This is a genomic window from Propionimicrobium lymphophilum DSM 4903 (assembly GCF_000423485.1).
Lineage (GTDB): Bacteria > Actinomycetota > Actinomycetes > Propionibacteriales > Propionibacteriaceae > Propionimicrobium > Propionimicrobium lymphophilum.
Window position 1 is genome coordinate 17021 of the sequence record NZ_AUIB01000006.1, and the last position, 17257, is coordinate 34277.

At 56.3% G+C, this 17257-nt stretch carries 18 protein-coding genes; 16 read left to right on the top strand and 2 right to left on the bottom strand.

What is annotated here, in order from left to right:
• Positions 1–72 precede the first annotated feature (72 nt).
• Positions 73–477, bottom strand: a complete 405-nt coding sequence (locus tag G556_RS11025) for a DUF4190 domain-containing protein (protein WP_051176665.1) — start codon at positions 475–477, stop codon at positions 73–75.
• Between the two features lie 220 nt (positions 478–697).
• Here G556_RS11025 and G556_RS0104165 point away from each other — a divergent pair, with 220 nt between their 5' ends.
• The 5 genes from G556_RS0104165 to G556_RS0104185 all read left to right on the top strand — a co-directional run bounded on the left by G556_RS0104165 (position 698) and on the right by G556_RS0104185 (position 6638).
• On the top strand, positions 698–2539 hold the full coding sequence (locus G556_RS0104165) for a hypothetical protein (RefSeq protein WP_028821872.1): 1842 nt from the start codon (positions 698–700) through the stop codon (positions 2537–2539).
• Positions 2540–2654: 115 nt separating this feature from the next.
• Positions 2655–2819, top strand: a complete 165-nt coding sequence (locus G556_RS11395) for a hypothetical protein (protein ID WP_155941737.1) — start codon at positions 2655–2657, stop codon at positions 2817–2819.
• Between the two features lie 82 nt (positions 2820–2901).
• Positions 2902–3975 carry a redox-regulated ATPase YchF gene (gene ychF, locus G556_RS0104175; protein WP_028821873.1) on the top strand — a complete coding sequence of 358 codons (1074 nt, stop codon included), beginning with the start codon at positions 2902–2904 and terminating at the stop codon, positions 3973–3975.
• Positions 3953–5818: an acyltransferase family protein gene (locus G556_RS0104180; RefSeq protein WP_162139750.1), complete on the top strand. Its 1866-nt coding sequence runs from the start codon at positions 3953–3955 to the stop codon at positions 5816–5818. The genes ychF and G556_RS0104180 overlap by 23 nt, the downstream gene beginning before the upstream one ends.
• Positions 5819–6098: 280 nt before the next feature.
• Positions 6099–6638: a GNAT family N-acetyltransferase gene (locus G556_RS0104185; RefSeq protein ID WP_028821875.1), complete on the top strand. Its 540-nt coding sequence runs from the start codon at positions 6099–6101 to the stop codon at positions 6636–6638.
• On the opposite strand, the gene G556_RS11595 is transcribed toward G556_RS0104185, so the two are convergent.
• Entirely contained in the window at positions 6635–6961 is a 327-nt protein-coding gene (locus G556_RS11595) for a hypothetical protein (RefSeq protein WP_211219433.1), read from the bottom strand. The two genes, G556_RS0104185 and G556_RS11595, sit on opposite strands and share 4 nt — an antisense overlap.
• A 250-nt stretch (positions 6962–7211) precedes the next feature.
• Here G556_RS11595 and groES point away from each other — a divergent pair, with 250 nt between their 5' ends.
• The 11 genes from groES (at position 7212) to guaA (ending at position 17035) form a co-directional block, all read left to right on the top strand.
• A complete protein-coding gene (gene groES / locus G556_RS0104195; RefSeq protein WP_016455418.1) occupies positions 7212–7508 on the top strand; it encodes a co-chaperone GroES in 297 nt (98 codons plus the stop codon).
• 22 nt (positions 7509–7530) lie between these two features.
• Positions 7531–9120: a chaperonin GroEL gene (groL, locus tag G556_RS0104200; protein ID WP_028821876.1), complete on the top strand. Its 1590-nt coding sequence runs from the start codon at positions 7531–7533 to the stop codon at positions 9118–9120.
• A 249-nt stretch (positions 9121–9369) separates the two neighbouring features.
• Positions 9370–10200, top strand: coding sequence for a putative endonuclease domain-containing protein (locus G556_RS11030; protein WP_162139751.1), 831 nt, complete (start codon positions 9370–9372; stop codon positions 10198–10200).
• A gap of 174 nt (positions 10201–10374) precedes the next feature.
• Complete coding sequence (locus tag G556_RS0104210) at positions 10375–10878, top strand: DUF2975 domain-containing protein (RefSeq protein ID WP_028821878.1); 504 nt, start codon at positions 10375–10377, stop codon at positions 10876–10878.
• Positions 10879–10904: 26 nt separating this feature from the next.
• Positions 10905–11084 carry a helix-turn-helix domain-containing protein gene (locus tag G556_RS0104215; protein ID WP_233418179.1) on the top strand — a complete coding sequence of 60 codons (180 nt, stop codon included), beginning with the start codon at positions 10905–10907 and terminating at the stop codon, positions 11082–11084.
• 79 nt (positions 11085–11163) lie between these two features.
• Entirely contained in the window at positions 11164–11541 is a 378-nt protein-coding gene (locus G556_RS0104220; RefSeq protein ID WP_233418180.1) for an NUDIX hydrolase, read from the top strand.
• Between the two features lie 83 nt (positions 11542–11624).
• Positions 11625–12410: a polysaccharide deacetylase family protein gene (locus G556_RS10215; RefSeq protein ID WP_051176667.1), complete on the top strand. Its 786-nt coding sequence runs from the start codon at positions 11625–11627 to the stop codon at positions 12408–12410.
• A gap of 116 nt (positions 12411–12526) precedes the next feature.
• Entirely contained in the window at positions 12527–14011 is a 1485-nt protein-coding gene (gene guaB, locus G556_RS0104230) for an IMP dehydrogenase (protein ID WP_036916003.1), read from the top strand.
• Positions 14012–14017: 6 nt separating this feature from the next.
• Positions 14018–15127: a GuaB3 family IMP dehydrogenase-related protein gene (locus tag G556_RS0104235; RefSeq protein WP_028821882.1), complete on the top strand. Its 1110-nt coding sequence runs from the start codon at positions 14018–14020 to the stop codon at positions 15125–15127.
• 17 nt (positions 15128–15144) lie between these two features.
• Positions 15145–15441, top strand: coding sequence for a chorismate mutase (locus tag G556_RS0104240; RefSeq protein WP_028821883.1), 297 nt, complete (start codon positions 15145–15147; stop codon positions 15439–15441).
• Between the two features lie 46 nt (positions 15442–15487).
• Positions 15488–17035: a glutamine-hydrolyzing GMP synthase gene (guaA, locus tag G556_RS0104245; protein ID WP_028821884.1), complete on the top strand. Its 1548-nt coding sequence runs from the start codon at positions 15488–15490 to the stop codon at positions 17033–17035.
• Positions 17036–17257 lie beyond the last annotated feature (222 nt).

Below are 17257 nucleotides of genomic sequence, written 5' to 3' on the forward strand. Positions count from 1 at the left end.
TCGTAGATAAAATGCCGGCCGCGTTTACTAACGCAGCCGGCATTTATTTTGTGTCTTATTTTCTTGTCTGTTTTAGGAGTCCATGGGTCCGCTAATAGCCAGCAATATCGTGATTACTAACAACACGATTCCGATGCAAAACAGAACCGTCGCCGCGATGCCTAGCCCCCAGCCAACGGTCAGCATGGTGGACTTGCCGTATGCGCCCGGATTCTGCCTGATCTCTTTTCGAGCTTTGTTGCCTATTATCAGCGTGACGATGCCAAGCGGCTGGAAAATTATCAGGCTGATGATGCCCAGAATCAGGACAGCCGTCGATTGTGGATGGTCCAGAGCGTACGGCGAGACCGTATTTCCATATTGAGAGGAGAAACTATCCTGCGGGTATGTGGTCTGCCTGTAGCTCGAATTGGTGTCGTAGCCCCGCTTCGAGTTGGGCTGGAACCGGTTGTTTTCTGGATTGAATTGGTCGGTCACTTTTAAGTGCCCCTTTAATCGGTAGCTTCCAATTGCAGTCTAGGCCTTAATACAGCGAGAAAGCGAGACGCCCCGATCTCTTTCTCGCTGCGATTCACCGAAGCGCAGCTGGGAAGTATTTATTCTCGATTCACGGCCATAAAGCTCAGTTAGAACCGTGCAGTCCTAACTATCTTCGACCTGCCGCAGCAAGGCGCATACCTGTTGCTAGCATGAACACATGAATCAGCAAGGGGTAAAAAAGAATTCCAACGTCTCGGGAAAACGTCAAAGAACTGGCCTGAGAGTCACTCTGGTTTTGGTCGGCGTCCTGATTTTGGGTTTAGTTGTCGGGACAATCGGATATCTGACCGCCAGTCCTGCTCTAAACGATTCGACTAAAGCGCCTGGGCTGGTGCAAATCGTCGACGTTTCTCGTGGTGGAAGCGCCCCTAAGATCGTGCCCTTCGAGTCCGGCCCTTTCCTTGAGAATGGAGAGCTTCGAGTTTTCAGGGGACAAGATTATTTTTCTGACGAGCTGATCGCTGTCAATAAGGACGACAACGGCGGAATCGCCCGCTGGAGGACCAAAGTTGTTGATGGAAGCGATTGCGAACTAAACGATTCCTACGTCAGCTGCTCGGGCCAGAGCGTCGACCTTGAAACAGGCGAGCTGTCGGGCGAGCCGGATAGCTTCTCTAGCGCTAACTATCCATATGACAGCATGACCCCACCGTCCCTCAACGAGCTGGATGAGAGCGGTATAGAGCTGCATGTTGACGGTTTCGAGGTGTATGCCACAAAGGACTACGACGTTCTGTGGAAGAAGAACATCAGCGAAGACGATCTAAAACTGAACGGATTCTTGACCACCAACCCGTCCGTGATCGTGTCTAACGGTACCTACATCCTCGGCTCCGAAGATGGCCTGACCAGCAATAAACTTTCTGATGACTCTCAGTTGTGGCAGATAAATGTTCCGGAAGGATCCTCGCTGTCCTCATGGGTCACAGATGGCCAGCGAATCTTCATAGTCGATTCAAAAGGTAGCCTTTCCGAGTTCGATCTGGCCAAGACCGATTCTAATAACGAAAAGGTGAAAGAAGAGGCAAAGGCCAGGGCCGAGGCCGAGAAAGGTGATCAGCTTTCCTTAAAGGAAGTTACCCAGCACGAGCTGGTTCTTCCTAAGGGGTGCATAGATTTCCAGAAGTCCATGGATAGCTCGATCTCCGACCGGGGCACCTTCAAAGACGGCGTCATGGAGGGAAACTCCGGGGTTGAAATCAAGCATTCCGTCCCCGTGGACGTCGAAGGCGAGAGCCACCTGGCAATCCAGTTCGAGTGCACCACCGAGACGGGCTCCACATTCGTAGCCGTCTATGGCGCAGACGGCAGCAAGCTTTCCGACATAGACATAAGCAACTTCACGGCCGCTCCGCCCGTGGCGAGATTCGATCTAAAAATGATGGAGCCGGCCGACGGTGGCATCAGGATGCGTTGGGGAAGCGTCCGCACTAATGGCGACGGCCCGCTTCCCGACACTATGTATCTGCTGGAGGCCAGCGCAGAGGCCGAATCAGTGCTCTCGTGGGACGGAGAAGCCTTCGTCCAGGACGTCGACAACACGACGGTTTATCTACCAAACGGAGAATCTATCAAGTTGCCGACGACGTCTGAAGCGCACGAACTTTTGGAACAGATCTCGGCGGGCAACCTCGACGACGAAAGATTCAGCGGCAAACTTTCGCAGTCCATGGAAGAGGGCACTGACAAGGGAGAGGGCGCTCCTCGCGTCATGCCAATTAAGCACGATCCCCGATTCAAGAAGTCGCTATATGTATATGGCTGCGGTTTGAAGCTTGCCGATGGCATCGGGATATCGAACGCCAAGATCGACACTCGCGACTACTTCAGCTACGGCGGTTTCCCGTCCAGCAGCAGTAAAAAGACGAATGCATCCAGCGAGGACCACTGGGTGGCGTGCGCCTACGGAACCGACGAAAAGCCGAGGGATGTTGGATACGGCTACTTGCTTTTCGATGGCGAGAAGCTGCCCGATCTCTACGCGGTTGGCCTGGTTTAGAAGAGACGAGCGCAAGAGATTTGCCCTTAATCTCTCAGCTGGTCTGTGCCAGGGAAAATTCGGGAATACCGATTAACCACTATCTGCGGTTTCCTTGCTCAGGCCTACTGCTAGCATGACAGCCGTTCCCTTCGGCGGGTCCCCGCTTTCGGATGGCAAAAATTCTTGGATGGCCTGCGTCATCGGCAAAGACAAGACGCCGCGCGATGACAAGGAATACGGCTATTTCATCTTCGATGGCGAACAGCTTCCCGCCCTCTACGCGGTGGCGCTGTTGTAGCGCCTTGTTAGAGACATCTCGGTGGCAAGTTTTAACTGACTGAAGCCGGCATTGTCAGTTATCTCGGCTAGACTTGTGCGCCGTGGCACTAACTATCGGAATCGTGGGCTTGCCGAACGCTGGCAAATCGACCCTTTTTAACGCTCTTACCCGCAACGACGTCCTGGCTGCGAACTACCCGTTCGCGACAATCGAGCCCAACGTCGGTGTGGTAGGCGTCCCAGACCCGAGGCTGGACAAACTGGCCGAAATCTACGGATCGCAGAAGACGATCCCCGCCACAGTTAGTTTCGTTGACATCGCGGGTATCGTCCGCGGTGCGTCTACGGGCGAGGGCATGGGGAACGAGTTCCTCGCCAATATTCGCGAGGCGGATGCGATCTGCCAGGTGACCAGGGTCTTCGAGGATCCGGACGTCACCCACGTCGATGGCAAAGTAAACCCGGGTAACGACATCGACACAATCCGCACCGAGCTGATCCTCGCCGACATCCAAACAATGGAGAAGGCGATGCCCAAGCTCGAGAAGGAAGCGCGCATCAAAAAGGAGATGCGCCCCAAATACGATGCCTGGCAGAAGGCGTACGAGATCCTATCCGAGGGCAAGGGCATCTTCCAGTCAGATCTCGACCCTGAACCACTTCGCGAGCTGTTTCTGCTGACCGCGAAACCCTACATTTACGTTTTCAACCTCGACCAAGACGAACTCGGCAACGAGGAGCTGAAATCTAAGCTCGCCGATATCGTTTCACCCGCCGAGGCCATCTTCCTAGATGCCAAGTTCGAATCCGAACTGGTGGAGATGAGCCCGGAAGAGGGTCGTGAGTTCTTGGCTGAGTCCGGCGTTGAGGAGCCGGGTCTCGACAAGCTGGCTCGCGTTGGTTACGACACTCTTGGCTTGCAAAGCTACTTGACCGCAGGGCCTAAGGAAGCGCACGCCTGGACCATCCACAAGGGCGCAACCGCACCTGAGGCCGCTGGCGTCATCCACACCGACTTCCAGAAGGGCTTCATTAAGGCCGAAGTCATGAGCTACGACGATCTAGTTGCGCTAGGTAGTGAGCAAGAGGTTAAGGCTGCCGGAAAGATGCGTCTGGAGGGCAAAGACTACGTAATGCAGGACGGGGATATCGTTGAATTCAGATTCAACGTTTAAGTTTTTCAAAAATCTAAAACAAGCCAACGCGGTTACCGGCAGGTCCGGTGCGGTGGACGGGTTGCGCGCGCTCGCGATCATTGGCGTCATCCTATTCCATACGCGTCCCGCTACTTTGAGCGGTGGCTTCATTGGCGTCACGATTTTCTTCGTCCTCTCCGGCTACTTCGCGATGAGGACGCTGCTTCGTGCAGACAAAACCTTCAGCTGGCTTGAGTACGTTTGGAAAAGGCTGAAGCGTATCTGGCCGAGCATTCTGGTGCTGATCGTCTTAACGATGATTGGCTCGTGGCTGGTCTCGCCTTCTTTGCTGCCGAAGGCGCAATCGGATGTGGCGCCTAGCGCATTCTTCTTCAGCAACTGGTCTTACATACTCCGCGAAGTCTCGTATTTCGACAACGCTGGGTTGCCTTCTCCGCTGAAGCATCTCTGGTACGTCAGCCTGATTATGCAGGCCTTCGTTGTGTGGTCTCTGATCTTCGCCGTGGCAAGGCATTGGGTTAAGAGCAGGCGGGGCTGGCTATTAGTCAGCTCGGCTCTGGTGGTCGCTTCGCTTGCTGTTATGTTTGGCCTCAACCTTACCGGCCAAGACGCCACCAGCCGCATCTACTACGGCCTGGACACGCGGGCGGGGGAGTTCCTCGTAGGTGTGACCTTAGCGACGATCATCGGTCCCCGGCAGTGCAGAAAAGTCGAGGTTAGGGAGGCTAACAAGATAGATTTGGCGTCCAGCAAGGTCTCTGGTTTGCTTCGCTCGATGCTGGGTCTGCTCGCCGTCGCCATTTTGATCGCGGCCTTCTTCCTCGTCGACGGCGCTGCGTCGTGGCTGCCGCACGGAGGATACCTGCTATTCGCTTTGGTCTCGGCAGTGGCAATGTGGGCCTGCCTGAGTCCGAACACGTGGTTTGCTAAGGCGCTCTCATTCGAACCTCTAAGCTACCTAGGCACTCGTTCGTTCGCCCTCTATCTGGTTCATTTCCCAATCTTGCTGATGTTTAATCCAGCAACCCGGACAACGGACATCGGCATCCCAGAACGAGTGCTGCACGCGGCGATCATCTTGGTTGCAGCTGAGTTGCTCTATCAGCTCATCGAGAGGCCCAAGGGCATGTTTAAGAAACCAAAATCAATCGACACCGCCAGGATCTCTGCAATTGTGGTTTGCGCTTTGCTGACGCTCGCATTCGCTTTCGTCAGCATCGACTGGAAGGGCGCGGCCGAGAAGAGGGCAATCGAGCTGCGGCCGGAACTCGCCGCAACCCCAACCCCCACTCCCATCCCGACACCTACAGAGGTTGCGCCCAAGCCGGTAGCTGCTCAGGTGCCTAGCGGGCTTGACGCGTCCGATTGGAAGATCGATTCGGCCACAGGAACATGCCAGACCCCGGTTACCCTCGTCGGCGATTCCGTCTTGCTCGGTGCCCAGCCCCAACTGCAGGAGGTGCTGCCGAACTCGTACGTGGACGGAAAGGTCAGCCGCAGCGTCTTCGAGGGACCCGCTGTTTACCAGCAGGCGGTTGCGAACGGTAGCCCTGGCAAAGTCGTCGTGTACGCATTGGGCACCAATGGCCCGATCTTTGACGACGATCTGCTTCAAGGTTTGGTTGATTCCGCGAACGGTCTGCCGGTCTACTTTCTGACGCTTCGGGTTCCGCAGGCACATCAGGATCCCAGCAACGATGCCCTGAGGAGCTACGTTTCATCGCATCCGAACGTCGGATTGTTGGATTGGTTTTCTTTGACTAAGAACCATCCCGAATATTTGGCTGACGACGGCATTCACCTAACTCCCGCTGGAAGTCAGGCGTATTCGAACATGATCCTGCGCGGAATCTGCGTCTAATTTGGCATTCGTGCTGTTCAGCAGTGGCGACAAATCGTCGTCAACTTCTCCATGCCGCAGGCTCGCGCAGAGGTTCACTTCGGCATGTTTACAGACTGAGAGGGTGGCGAGTTTGCTCCGATCGAACGTCGCGAGGCCGAAATCGAAGCAATGCTCGGTGAGCTCGAGGGCCTGCTAAAGTAAATTTTCCAACCCTTGAAATGCCACCCGGAACCCGGGTGGCATTTTTTTCGTTTTGGTCACAAGTTGTGTGGAGGCAATCCAGAAATAAGATCGAAGTATGAGCGCAGCCGATGAATCTTCAATCCGTTTAGCAAAACCTAGCGACGCGAAACGAGTTAGCGAGTTCGCTAAATCAACATTTCCGCTCGCGTGCCCAGACTTTGCGGTGGCGGAGGACATTCAGGCTTACATTGACGCGAACCTGCGCGTAGCAGACTTCGAAAAGTATCTAACCGACCCCGACACCCTCGTCATCGTCGCCGAAGATGACGAGATAACCGGCTACATCCTCATGTGGTTCGGCGAGGCAGCGAAGCCGGACCCAAGCTTCGGGGTCAAGGCAAACAAGCCCGCCTACATTTCCAAATGCTACGTCGCCAAACACCTGCATAGGAGCGGGCTGGCGGCTCGAATAATTGAGCGCGCCAAAGAAGAAGCCCGCACCCGCGGTGCAGATGTGCTGTGGCTGAACACCAGCCAGCACAACCACCGGGCAGGGAAGTTCTATGCAAAGAACGGTTTCGACAACGTCGGCGTCAAAACCTTCCAGTTAGGCGCAATGACCGACGACGACTTCGTCTTCGCCTGCAAGCTTTAGCGCAGAGACTGGGCAGTGCCGAACATGCCCAGGGCGGCGAAAAGCATGAACAGGAGCATGATGCCAATAGCGATCAGTTGCCAGATAAATGCTGCGCGCGCCCAGTTTTGCTTCGAGATGGAGGCGGAGCCGCCGAAAGCCACCACGAGAAGGTAGATGAACCCGACGATCGGGATGCCGGTCAGCAGCAGAGCCAGCATCCATGACCCGACGGAATCCGCCGGATTGGCCTGCGGTGCGCTGTAAGGCTGCTGATAGCTGATGTTCCCCTGCTGGTGGTTGGGAATGTTTTGGTAGTTGGGTTGGGCCGGGTAATTGCTCATTTGTTTCCCCTTCTTAATTCCTAGCTCCAGCATAAATTATTCACGTTTGGCGACTGCATTCGTTGCGAAAGCTGTCAAGAGGCTATGAGAATAAAAGAAACTGGCACTCGAGTTGTGCGAGTGCCAATGGATGGCTAGGGTTGTTTTAGCACTCGTTGATAGCGGGTGCTAATCCTTGAGGCGGCACCGCGACGGCGTCTCAAGAACAACAAGACAATTGATTTGAGAATCTATAGAGAAAGGGGCAATCGTGGCAACCACGATCAAGCCGCTTGAGGACCGCGTCCTCGTACAGCCAATGGAAGCCGAAACCACCACCGCCTCTGGCCTGGTCATCCCGGACAGCGCCAAGGAAAAGCCGCAGGAAGGCAAGGTCGTTGCTACTGGCCCAGGCCGCATCGACGACAAGGGTGAGCGCATTGCTATGGACGTCAAGGAAGGCGACGTCGTTATCTTCAGCAAGTACGGCGGCACCGAGGTTCACTACGACGGCGCTGACTACCTGCTGCTGAACACCCGCGACATCCTCGCGGTCGTAGAGAAGTAAATCTTTTTTAGAAGAGGCAGTTATGGCTAAGGAACTTATTTTTGACGAGGAGGCCAGGCGCGCCCTCGAGCGCGGTGTTGACACGCTAGCCAACACCGTCAAGGTGACGCTCGGCCCCAAGGGTCGCTACGTCGTTCTCGACAAGAAGTTCGGCGCTCCGACCATTACCAACGACGGTGTTTCCGTCGCCAAGGAAGTTGAGCTGGAGGATCCGTACGAGAACCTCGGCGCCCAGCTGACCAAGGAAGTCGCCACCAAGACCAACGACGTCGCTGGCGACGGCACTACCACCGCCACCGTCTTGGCTCAGGCCATGGTTAACGAGGGCCTGCGCGCTGTTGCCGCTGGCATCAGCCCGGTTGGCCTGAAGCGCGGTATTGAGAAGGCCGCCAAGGCCGTCATCGACCACCTGCACGGCGTCGCCAAGCAGGTTGACAAGGTCGACGACATGGCTTCGGTTGCCACCATCAGCTCCCGCGACAAGGAAATCGGCGACATCATCGCCCAGGCCTTCGAGAAGGTCGGCAAGGACGGCGTGATCACCGTCGAGGAATCCCAGACCTTCGGCACCGAGCTCGATTTCACCGAGGGCATGCAGTTCGACAAGGGCTACATCTCGCCTTACTTCGTGACTGACCAGGACCGCATGGAGTCCGTCCTCGAAGACCCGTACATCCTGCTGCACCAGGGCAAGATCTCCTCGATGAACGATCTGCTGCCGCTGCTGGAGAAGGTCATCGCCGCTAACGGCTCTCTGGTTGTTATCGCCGAAGACGTCGACGGTGAAGCTCTGAGCACCCTGGTTGTTAACAAGATCCGCGGCACCTTCAACTCGGTCGCAGTCAAGGCCCCGGCCTTCGGCGATCGTCGCAAGGCAATGCTGCAGGACATGGCCGTGCTGACCGGTGGCGAGGTTGTCTCGTCCGAGGTTGGCCTGAAGCTTGACCAGGTTGGTCTCGAGGTTCTCGGCCGTGCACGTCGCGTTGTTGTCGACAAGGACAGCACCACGATCGTCGACGGCGCTGGCGATGCAGAGGCCGTGAAGGCTCGCGTTGCTCAGCTGCAGGCTGAGTCGGCTAACAGCGATTCCGAGTGGGACCGCGAGAAGCTGGCCGAGCGTATCGCTAAGCTCGCCGGTGGCGTTTGTGTCATTCGCGTTGGCGCCGCAACTGAGGTTGAGCTCAACGAGAAGAAGCACCGCATCGAGGATGCCGTTTCGGCTACTCGTGCAGCTATCGAGGAAGGCATCGTCGCTGGCGGTGGCGCAGCTCTGGTGCACGCCGCTGCGTCGCTCGATAACCTAGAGGTCGCCGATAACGACGAGAAGCACGGCGTCGCAATCTTGCAGAAGGCAATTGCCGAGCCGCTGCGCTGGATCGCTGAGAACGGCGGCAAGCCGGGCTACGTTATCGTCAGCAAGGTTTCCGAGATGGGTGAGGAAGAGGGCTACAACGCCGCTAACGACACCTACGGCAACCTGATGAACCAGGGCGTTATTGACCCGGTCAAGGTCACCCGCTCCGCTCTGGCTAACGCCGCTTCGATCGCCAGCCTGATCCTGACCACCGAGACTCTCGTGGTTACGGCCAAGGAAGAAGACGAAGAGAAGTAAAAATCTCTAAAATTTGGCCCCGGTTCAAGACGAGCCGGGGCCAAATTGTTTGTTGCGTCAGTTTTGGCTCATTGTCGGACCAAAACTGACGCAATAAATTAATTTTGCCTGTGAATAAGTCCCAGTACGTCATTTTTGCGTCGGCAAGATGGCTGGGTGCACCAAAAATACAAGTTTTCTCCCTCTGTAAAACGACTTATTTCTCTTCAAGATGGGGTCATCTCTAGGTCTCAAGCCGTTGGTCTGTCTATGCCGGCTAGCACAGTAAAGCGATTGATTCGTGACGAACAGTGGCGAAGTATCGTTTCCGGTATTTATTTCGTTGGAGTCGCAGAACCTTCTTGGCGAGCGATGGCATGGGCAGGCATATTGGTTGGTGGCGTTGGGTCCATGTTGACTGGGCTTGCCGGAGCATATGGGTGGGGTATCGCTGATAAGGCTCCGGAAATAATCGATGTTTTAGTGCCTCCAAATAAAAGGACACAAAAGATTCAAGGACCTTGGCGCTTCGAGCGTCGACGGACGTTGCCGAAAGCGCACGGGGATTTGCCCGTTGCAGCTCCTCAAGAGGTGATTCTCGACGTATGTGATGCTCAGCCCGAAAAAGCTGCCTACTGGATTAGCCAGGCTTGCTACAAGATTAGATGGCTACGACCTGATGATGTTAGCAACGCACTCGAAGCTAGAAGTCGTTATAAGCACAGGAAGCTTGTGTCTCAAATAGTCGGCGACTACAAACAAGGCATTCAAAGCGTCCTTGAGAAGAAGTATTACATTGACGTCGAGAAGGCACATGGCCTGCCCAAGGGGAGACGCCAAAGCAGGGGCAGGTTTCAAACTGACGTCGATTATGGCGGGGTGTTCGTTGAGCTTGATGGCAGAGCTGGGCATGTTGGCGGCGGCAGGTTCAGGGATATGGAGCGAGATAATTACCACGCTGTTATGGGTGCGGTTACCTTGCGTTATGGCTGGGACGACGTAAATTACCGCCCGTGCGAGGTTGCCTTTCAGGTGAACCAAGTTCTAGGTAGATACGGAATTAGAAGCGAGGCTCACCCGTGCCCAAAGTGCAGAACCTAGGCATTGCGTCAGTTTTGGCACGCTGTCGAACCAAAACTGACGCAATAAGCTCTGAGGGTTTACCGCAAAAAGTCAGGCAAGTGCGAAGTTTTGTTCTAGGTAGCCACCAATCTAACTGATTGTTTATCGATAAAAACATATTGTTAAACGATGTGATCGTGGTGCTATTGTCTTATGAATTTTTCGAATAACACATCGGGCGGCTTCGTCATAAGGTTTTTTCTGCGTATCGGAATTGTCTGTGCTGCGTTGGGTGGTGTGGGTGTTACTGCCCTCACTGTTGCTGTCGTTGGCCCAGAAATCGCTAGCGAATATCCCGAGTATTCCTGGCTCGTGACACCCTACAGGTTCTTTGCGTGCGCGGTTGCGGCTTGCGGTCTCGTGGTTTTGGTTGGCATCTGGCGTTTGCTTGATTTTGTTAGTGCGAAGAAAATCTTCGAGCCCAGGTCTAGGGCTTACGTTTGGATGGTTATCTGGTCTCTGCTGGTCGCGGGCTTGGCGTGTTTTGTAATCATTTTGATAACTGGCTTTGGCACCGGCCAACAGCAGCCTGGCATGTTCTTGATGCTGCTTGCGCTTTGGGGTTGCTGCTGGCTGGCTGCCGCGCTGATGTGGGTAATGCTTCAGCTGCTAAACCAGGCGACAGAGATGAACGACGAGCTTGCCGGAGTGATCTAATGATTATTGTTGACTTATCAGTCGTAATGGCCAAGCGCAGGGTTGGGGTGGCTGAGCTGGCCAAAATGATCGGTATCACTCCTGCAAACCTATCGATCCTTAAAAATGGCCGGGCAAAAGCGATCCGCTTGAGCACATTGGATAAAATTTGCGAGGCCCTGGACTGCCAGCCGGGCGATATCTTGCGCTTCGACCCAAATGCCTAGGCATTGAGTCAATTTTGGCTCGTTGTCGGACCAAAACTGACGCAATAAATGGTTAAATCTCCTTGTGCCTGAAGTACATGTGAGTGCGGTCGTTTTGCGTAATAAGTCTGGGGAAGTGCTACTCGTCCGCAAACGTGGGACGAAGATGTGGATGAATCCCGGTGGCAAGCCAGAGCCGGGGGAGGACGCGCGTCAATGTGCCGTGCGCGAGGTCCGCGAAGAGCTCGGCCTGGAGCTAGACCCCGACCGTTTAGTTTCCCTCGGTAAACATACGGCCCAGGCCGCAAACGAGCCAGGATTTAGCGTAGTAGCAAACTGTTTCGTGTGGCCAGATCCCATTCCTGAAACGACCGGCCCGCACGCCGAAATATCCGAAGTTCGCTGGAACGACATGTCTAACCTCGACGACGAAACTCTCAGCCCTTTACTCGTCCAGGAAATTTATCCTCTTCTCTAAGGTTACAATTTGTCTTTCGTCTGCGGTAGCCGCGCAACTTAGAATCTGATTGTCCGCCTGCCGTGGCGTCCTGAAGGGGGATAATGCGAAGGTTCCACGTAGCAATAATTGCCGGCGCTCTGTTGCTTGGCGGCTGTGCTCAAAATCCCGCGTCTACTCGTCCCGAGCCGGCGCAGGCGGTAGCCATGTCTCAGTCTGCCGCAGAGGTCACGCCGACGCCTTCCGTAACATCCACTCCAGTGCGCAGCGAGGCAGACTGTTCGATCGAAAAGTGCATCGCGCTGACTTTCGACGACGGCCCCGGCAAATTCACAGAAAAGCTATTAGATGATCTAAAAAAGACGGATGCAAAGGTCACCTTTTTCTTGGTGGGTAACAGTATCGCGGGAAACGAAGACACCGTGAAGAGGATGGTCGACGAGGGGCATGAGGTTGCCAACCATTCTTTTAACCACCCTGATTTCGTAAAGGTGGGGCCTGCTTCTGCCGCCTGGCAGCTCGACACGACTTCGGCGGAGATTCAGCGTGCAGCGGGCGTAGCGCCCAAACTTGCTCGTCCGCCCTACGGCTCTTTTAACGATTACACGCCGAGACAAAATATGAGCTTTGTGCTGTGGAGCGTCGACACCCTTGATTGGCAGAACCGTGACGTGGACATCATGACGAAGAATGCTCTCGATGGTGCGTATCCCGGCGGAATTATTCTGATGCACGACATTCACGAGCCAACAGTTAAGGCCGTTCCCGCTCTCATAGAGAAGCTGGAGAAGATGGGCTATCGCCTGGTGACGGTGTCGAAATTGCTCGGTGACGACCTCGTCCTCGGCAAGGTCTACGCGGGCATGCGCAAACCGTATCCGGCATCGTAACTATCCGAATAGGGTGGAATGTGAGACCTGCCCGGAACGTTATAGACTTACATCAATATCAAGCGTAAACGGGAAGGTGCCAAGTGTCTGAACTTACCGAGGCCGGCGTGCCGAAGATGTTCCAAGTATTGGGTTTAACTTTTGATGACGTGCTGCTGCAGCCGCGCATGTCGGATGTGATCCCCAGCGAGGTGAATACCGCCAGCAAGGTCAGTAAAAACATCACGTTGAATGTGCCGTTATTGAGTGCGGCAATGGACACGGTTACCGAGGAGCGCATGGCAATCGCTATGGCTCGCGAGGGTGGCATCGGTATCTTGCATAGGAACCTTGCCGTTGACGCCCAGGCCCACATGGTCGATCAGGTTAAGCGTTCCGAGGCCGGAATGATTGACGAGCCGATCACCATCACCCCCGACCAGACGCTTGCTGATGCAGAGAAGCTGTGTGGCACTTACAAGATCAGCGGTATCCCGGTTGTCGATAAGGACATGACGCTGGTCGGCATCATCACTAACCGTGATATGCGTTTTGAGCACGATCTTTCGCGCCCGGTCAGCGAGGTCATGACGAAGATGCCGCTGGTTACCGCAGACCGTGGCACCAGCCGCGAGGACGCTTTGGCTCTTCTGGCTAAGCACAAGATTGAGAAGCTCCCGCTGGTCGACGCTAACAACAAACTGACCGGTCTGATAACTCTTAAAGACTTCGTCAAGACCGACCAGTACCCGATGGCCGCAAAGGACGCCCAGGGCAGGTTGCGCGTCGGTGCAGGTATCGGCATTCTCGGCGACGCCTGGGAGCGCGCAATGGCGCTCGTTGATGCGGGCGTCGACCTGATCGTCGTCGACACTGCGCACGGCCACTCCACCGCTGAGATCGAGATGATCAAGCGTCTGAAGAAGGAGCCGGCTGCTAAGGGCGTTGACATTATCGGCGGTAACGTGGCCACCTACGAGGCTTCTAAGGCGTTGGTTGAGGCCGGCGTCGACGGCATTAAGGTTGGCATTGGCCCTGGCTCGATCTGCACCACCCGCGTTGTTGCGGGCGTCGGTGTTCCTCAGATCACCGCTATTTATGAATCCGCTCGCGCTGCTAAGCCTGCTGGTGTTCCGATCATCGGTGACGGCGGCCTGCAGTACTCCGGCGATATCGCCAAGGCAATCGTTGCCGGCGCTGACACCGTGATGCTCGGTTCTATGCTTGCCGGTTGCGACGAGAGCCCGGGCGAGCTCGTCTTCATCAATGGTAAGCAGTTCAAGGAATACCGTGGCATGGGCAGCCTCGGTGCGATGGCCACTCGCGGCAAGCACATGAGCTACTCGAAGGACCGATACTTCCAGGCGGACGTCACGAGTAACGACAAGATCATTCCCGAGGGTATTGAGGGCCAGGTTGCTTACCGTGGCCCGCTCGGCCAGGTGGTCTACCAGATCGTTGGCGGCCTGCACCAGTCGATGTTCTATTCGGGCGCCTCTACTATCCCGCAGCTGCAGGAGAATGGTCGTTTCGTACGCATCACCTCTGCTGGCCTTCGCGAATCGCACCCGCACGACATCCAGATGACTGTTGAAGCCCCGAACTACTCGAGTCACAGGTAGGTAGAAATGATTGATATTGGCGGCAGCAAGAGGGCCAGGCGCTCTTACTCGTTGGACGACATCGCGGTTGTGCCGAGCAGGCGCACGCGAGGCATCGAGACTGTTGATCTGCGCTGGCAGATCGACGCACTGAATTTCGATTTCCCGCTTATTGCGGCTCCGATGGATTCGGTGATGAGCCCGAAGCTCGCCATAGAGTTCGGCAAGTTGGGTGGCCTTGGCGCCATCAACCTCGAGGGCCTGTGGACGCGCTACGAGGATCCGCAGCCGTTGTTCGATGAGCTCGCCGAGATCAAGGATCAGTTGACGGCTACCAAGCGTATGCAGGAGCTTTATTCTGAGCCGATCAAGAGCGAACTTATCGTCGAGCGCATGCGCGAGATCCGTGCGGCTGATGTGCCGGTTGCCGGCTCGCTCAGCCCGCGCAATGCCCGTGAGTACGCCGACGCGGTGCAGAATTCCGGCGCCGATTTCTTCGTCATTCGTGGCACGGCTGTTAGTGCGGAGCACGTCTGCTCCGCTTCGGAGCCGCTGGATCTGCGCAAGTTCATTTACGAGCTGGACGTTCCCGTCATCGTTGGTGGCTGCGCCAGCTACAAGACGGCCCTGCACCTGATGCGCACCGGTGCCGCCGGTGTTCTCGTCGGTTTTGGCGGTGGCGCCGCTTCTGCCAACAAGCAGGTTTTGGGCATCCAGGTTCCGATGGCTAGCGCTATCGCCGAGGTGACGGAGGCCCGTCGCGATTACATGGACGAGTCTGGTGGTCGCTACGTGCACGTGATCGCAGATGGTGGCATGGGCCACTCCGGTGACATCGTCAAGGCCTTTGCATGCGGTGCCGACGCAGCCATGATCGGTTCGCCGCTTGCCCGCGCCACTGAGGCGCCAGGTAAGGGCTGGCACTGGGGGCAGGAGGCCTGGCACGAGTCGCTGCCGCGTGGCCGTCGCGTTCACTTCGACCAGGTCGGAACGCTTGAGGAGATCATCCACGGCCCGTCCAGGGTGCCGGATGGCACGATGAATGTCGTTGGTGCGTTGCGTCGTGCTTTGGCCACCACGGGTTACACGGACGTCAAGAGCTTCCAGCGGATCGACGTGATAGCTAACAGCCACTAAATCTGTAAGGAGCCCAGATGAGTGAATTGCCTGCTGAGCTGATCGCCATGCGCGACAGCATTGACAATCTGGACGCCGCTGTTATTCACCTGATGGCCGAGCGGTTTAAGATCACCCAGCAGGTGGGGGAGCTGAAGGCTGCCATGAAGCTGCCTCCGGCTGACCCCGACCGTGAGGCGAAGCAGGTGGCACGGTTGCGCAGACTCGCCGAGGACTCGCACCTCGACCCTGCGTTCGCCGAGAAGCTGTTGAACTTTATCGTTCGCGAGGTAGTAAGGCACCACACGGAGATCGCTGAGCGCTCCGATAACTAGCAATCAGCTCGGGATTTTTTCTGGGCAACGAAATGAGGAAGAGACTATGAGGCATGACGTTGTTTTGGTCGTCGATTTCGGCGCCCAGTACGCCCAGCTGATCGCTAGGCGAGTGCGCGAGGCGCAGGTTTATTCGAAGATCGTCCGCAATTCCATCACTGCTGACGAGGTTGCTGCCGAGGAGCCGAAGGCGATCATTCTTTCGGGTGGTCCGCAGTCGGTTTACGCCGACGGCGCACCGCAGCTGGATAAGGGCATTTTCAATCTGGGCATCCCGGTGTTGGGCATCTGCTACGGTGCTCAGGTGATGGCTTCGTCGTTGGGCGGCGAGGTTCGTCAGACCGGAACCAGCGAATTTGGCCGCACTTGTGTGACCGTAAAGGAGCAGGGCAAGCTGCTGGCTAGCTTGGCAACCGAGCCGAAGGTTTGGATGAGCCACGGTGACGCCGTCTATTCCGCTCCACAGGGTTTCGAGGCTCTCGCCACTTCAGACGGCGCGCCCGTTGCGGCTTTTGAGGATGCCGAGCGCGGCTTCGCCGCCGTCCAGTGGCACCCTGAGGTTGCCCACAGCGAGCAGGGCCAGAAGGTCATCGAGAACTTCCTTTACGACATTGCTGGCTGCTCCAAGACCTGGACCAGCGCGAACTTTGTTGACGAGCAGGTCGCGAAGATCCGCGAGCTGGTTGGTGACAAAAAGGTTCTTTGTGGCTTGTCCGGTGGCGTCGACTCCGCGGTTGCTGCAGCGCTGGTTCAGAAGGCTATCGGTTCGCAGCTGACTTGTGTGTTCGTCGATCACGGCTTGCTTCGCAAGGGCGAGGCCGAGCAGGTGAAGAAGGACTACGTTGCCTCAACTGGTGTGGACCTGGTTGCCGTCGACGAGACCGACCGCTTCCTTAATGCTCTATCCGGTGTCACCGACCCAGAGACTAAACGTAAGGCTGTTGGCCGCGAGTTTATCCGCAGCTTCGAGGACGCCGCCCGCCAGATTGCTGGTAGCAAGGGCGTCGATTTCCTTGTTCAGGGCACGCTTTATCCTGACGTCGTCGAGTCCGGCGGCGGTGACGGTGCTGCGAACATTAAGAGCCACCACAACGTTGGCGGTTTGCCCGACGACTTGCAGTTTACCCTGATTGAGCCGCTGCGCGATCTGTTCAAGGACGAGGTCCGCGCGGTCGGAACGAAGCTAGGGCTGCCCGACGAGATCGTTTGGCGTCAGCCGTTCCCAGGCCCAGGCCTTTCGATCCGTATTATCGGCGAGGTGACCCGCGAGCGTCTCGACATTCTGCGCGATGCCGACGCGATCGCCCGCGAGGAACTCACCAAGGCTGGCTTGGACCGCGAGGTCTGGCAGATGCCCGTCGTGCTGCTGGCGGACGTCCGCTCGGTTGGTGTTCAGGGCGACGGCCGCACCTACGGGCACCCGATCGTCCTTCGTCCGGTTTCGAGCGAGGATGCCATGACCGCGGACTGGTCGCGCCTGCCGTTCGACCTGCTGGAGCGCATCAGCACCCGAATCACCAACGAGTGCCGCCAGATCAACCGAGTGGTGCTAGACGTGACGAGCAAGCCCCCGGCGACGATCGAGTGGGAATAGGGAAATAGCCCATTTCATCTAGTCTCATCCTGCACGTCTAGTCGCGGTGGCTAGCAACCAGTGCCCTCTCTTGGACAAAGCCACCGGGACTTTTGAGGAGTGACAAACGCGAGAAAGCGTCGAAATTTTCGGATATCGGGGCTATTTCATGAGCGTTAACCTGCGGAAATGCTCTTCATGCAGCGATGTGAGCGTGACTTACTGCTTCTCACTTACCAGTTG